Origin of the sequence: Dehalogenimonas sp. THU2, from assembly GCF_039749495.1 — a bacterium.
Taxonomy (GTDB): Bacteria; Chloroflexota; Dehalococcoidia; order Dehalococcoidales; family Dehalococcoidaceae; genus Dehalogenimonas.
On the sequence record NZ_JBDLLU010000031.1, the window covers coordinates 1 to 2,809 of the forward strand.

Genomic DNA, 2,809 nt, shown 5'->3' on the forward strand with positions numbered 1-2,809 from the left:
CATGACCGGGCCCTTGCCGTCAACGCCGTCGCGATAGTGGTTTACCCGGCCTTCCTTCACCTTTTGACCGGTCGGCGCGATGCCGTTCATGCCGGTGCGGTAGGATTCAGGGGTTGCCTTCTCTTGGTAGGTGACGGGGACATTTTTCTCCAGGTCAGACCAGCTTGCGTACTTACCCATGCGGGCACCTCCTCTTTAGTCTCGGTCCGTTCGCGGCCGGGACATTTCTCGGGGTGCACTCCGGGCGGAAAGGCAAAGGGGTCAGCCTGAACCTTGCCGGTCCGAAGTGCTGACCCCTTGTTGAAGCTTATGAGCTGCCGAGAAAAACAACGAGCCTCGTGAGCCGGGTTTATTCGGCAAGCTCACGAGGCTTACGGTTTTAGATTATACAGGCTGTATTAGGACTGTCAATAGGTACTGGGTATTTTAGCTTTGGATACCCTCAAAAGGGCTTGGTTTTCGATATCTATCAGTAAGGGCTGGCTATACTTTGATGCTGACCAGTTCTTCTTCGTTTCTGGTCTGATACGGTGTGCTCAGCATGTCATCAGCCGCCATCTTCAGGGACTCGAGCAATTCCTCTTTGGTCCTTTCCTGAGCATTGACACCCGGCAGATCGATCAACCAGCCTATCCACCACTCACCCCTTTTTTTTATTACCGCTCTAAATTCCATTTTTTCACCGCCTTCTTCCTATCGTAGGAATGGGATATACAAATCACGGCAGATTTTTTTGGCAAGTTCATCATCTATCTCATTGTGTCTCGGAATGGCGCTTCGGTGTTTACCTTTCTGATAGATGCTGTGCCGGCCGCCTTCCCTAAGCAGAAACGCTCCGTGATTCTCGATGTGCTTGACGAGATCGCGTCTTTTCATGGCATTGAATCTTTCACCAGATTATATACCCAGCTGTTCGGTCTCCTCAAACTTAACAATCCTTGACAATACCCGCAGTTTGACCTATCGTGTCCTTTACTCTTTAGCATCGCTATGTTTAACAGTTGGGGTGTGGTACATGCGCGACTGGTGGCTCAAGATTCAAAGTGCTAAGAAACACATGGTAGATATTCAGGAAGCCGCCAGAGCTTACGCAAGTAGCCAGCCTTACAGCTTCATCAGAATCAATCTCCCTGATGCTACAAACCAGATCGGATACACCTTCCGTATTATTAAGCAACCTGATCCCATGATTGCCGTTATGCTCGGAGATTTCATACACAACCTGCGAAGTGCCCTTGATTATGTCGCCGTAGCTTGTGCTCCTCGAAAATATCGATATGAAACAGCATTCCCGATCGTTCGGCAAGATATTTTCGCCAAAGACGAAAGTGGCGAATTCGTCGTTAAGGACTCTAAGATTAGGAAAGACTTTGAATCTAAAATCCAATGGATCAATACGGAAGCTAAAGCACTGATCTTAAGGTTACAACCTTACCAGTTCGGAAACCTTGCTCCCCGCATAGTTTTAGGAATTATCAGCCGCCTCGAAAATGCTGATAAGCACCGTGAACTTATTACCATTGGTTGTGGGGGAAGAGATTTTATCGCGAGCTTTATCATTCCCGATCTCCCTGAACCCATTCCTTATCATCAATCTCTTGCAGTCGGTTCTGATTTTCTTAAACACGATACGCCGATCGTTTTTAATCTCCCATCTAATGTAATCGGAACTAACGGCACACCTCTTTTACTATCCGAAGTGGACATGCATTTCGCCGGCACCGCAAAGATACTGGTCAAGGTGAGTGGCATAGAGGAGAATCAGATGCTTCTTGATAGCATCCTGAACACCGCCTTTTTCGACGTCTCCGACACTGTCAAGTTGTTAGAACAGTATGTCTTAAAGGGTAGTTAGGACGATCATACCCCTCTCAATCAACTGAGTAAGTATTCACTCTTACATGTATGCTTGCTCTTCATGACGGCTTAGTGGCCAACGAATACGTGTATTTCATTACGCCTTACCACAACCCAGCTCGTTGGAGATCCGGTTATCCCGATGGTTACCTCGTACTCGGCTGTTTCCCCGTCTTCATTCATCGTAAAAAGATAAGAACCAGATGCCATTGGATTCAGCCGAGTAGGCACCAGTTGACCGTCATAGATGACACGCCCATCAGCATCTATCTGAATCGTATGGCCGTTGTAGTGCGTTGTTTTCATGTCGTCCTTTTGATGTTAGTGCATTATAGCGTAAAATGTGCGTTATGCGAACTTTTTAGGCCGTAATTTGCCTTAATATTTCCCCATGAATTCACGAAATATCATCGGGGAGCGCCTGCGTCAGGCGCGAAATAATTCCAAGCCTAGAGTGACTCAGGAAGAACTGGCGGCCCGGCTTCAGGTCATGGATATCCATATCGACCGGGCGAAGGTCGCCAAGATCGAAAGCGGCATCCGGCCGGTGTATGACTATGAACTCGCAGCGATAGCCAAAGCGCTCAAAATAGACGTCCGATGGCTTATCGAAGGCAAGTAATGGCTGGTATTCCAGACACAAAGTACACTTTCCGGTCACTTGGCCTTTTCAAACATCGCCGCCTGCCAGTTTAGCCACTTTTTATCCTGGGCTTCAGCGTACTTCTCAACCGCCTTTTCCGCCCATCTTTTTTGTCGTAAAGCCAAAGCATTGCTGCTTAACTGGCGAGCACCCGCCAGAGGATTCAACTCCTCCGGCGGGTTATGGATCTCGTAATCAGCCCTCAGAAGAGCCGCCATAGCCAACATGGCGAAATAATTATTCCACATTGACGATCTTGCCCTTGATGCCGAACATGGTAGAAAAGCCCCAGGCCAGTTGATCACAGAG

The 2,809-nt window shown here is 48.2% G+C and carries 6 protein-coding genes; 2 read left to right on the top strand and 4 right to left on the bottom strand.

The genetic code is table 11. The features are described 5' to 3' along the window. From ABFB09_RS09575 to ABFB09_RS09585, 3 genes are all read right to left on the bottom strand, one after another. The coding region (locus ABFB09_RS09575; RefSeq protein WP_347001271.1) for a hypothetical protein at nt 1–180 on the bottom strand (180 nt) is incomplete at its 3' end. A gap of 303 nt (nt 181–483) precedes the next feature. Further along, the gene (locus tag ABFB09_RS09580) at nt 484–675 is read right to left on the bottom strand and encodes a type II toxin-antitoxin system HicB family antitoxin (RefSeq protein WP_347001272.1); all 192 of its coding nucleotides are present in this window, start codon (nt 673–675) and stop codon (nt 484–486) included. An 18-nt stretch (nt 676–693) separates the two neighbouring features. Then, nucleotides 694–876, bottom strand: coding sequence for a type II toxin-antitoxin system HicA family toxin (locus ABFB09_RS09585; protein ID WP_347001273.1), 183 nt, complete (start codon nt 874–876; stop codon nt 694–696). A gap of 139 nt (nt 877–1,015) precedes the next feature. On the opposite strand from ABFB09_RS09585, the gene ABFB09_RS09590 reads away from it, so the two are divergent. Both ABFB09_RS09590 and ABFB09_RS09595 read left to right on the top strand, forming a co-directional pair. Then, entirely contained in the window at nt 1,016–1,855 is an 840-nt protein-coding gene (locus ABFB09_RS09590) for a hypothetical protein (protein WP_347001274.1), read from the top strand. Nucleotides 1,856–2,248: 393 nt separating this feature from the next. Then, a complete protein-coding gene (locus tag ABFB09_RS09595; RefSeq protein WP_347001275.1) occupies nt 2,249–2,479 on the top strand; it encodes a helix-turn-helix transcriptional regulator in 231 nt (76 codons plus the stop codon). Between the two features lie 35 nt (nt 2,480–2,514). Here ABFB09_RS09595 and ABFB09_RS09600 read toward each other — a convergent pair. Then, a partial coding sequence (locus ABFB09_RS09600; RefSeq protein ID WP_347001276.1) for a hypothetical protein occupies nt 2,515–2,809 on the bottom strand: 295 nt, incomplete at its 5' end.

Coding starts and splice junctions, on each gene's coding strand:
- ABFB09_RS09590 (WP_347001274.1), top strand. CDS start 1,016: ATGCGCGACTGGTGGCTCAAGATTCAAAGTGCTAAGAAACACATGGTA.
- ABFB09_RS09595 (WP_347001275.1), top strand. CDS start 2,249: ATGAATTCACGAAATATCATCGGGGAGCGCCTGCGTCAGGCGCGAAAT.
- ABFB09_RS09585 (WP_347001273.1), bottom strand. CDS start 876: ATGAAAAGACGCGATCTCGTCAAGCACATCGAGAATCACGGAGCGTTT.
- ABFB09_RS09580 (WP_347001272.1), bottom strand. CDS start 675: ATGGAATTTAGAGCGGTAATAAAAAAAAGGGGTGAGTGGTGGATAGGC.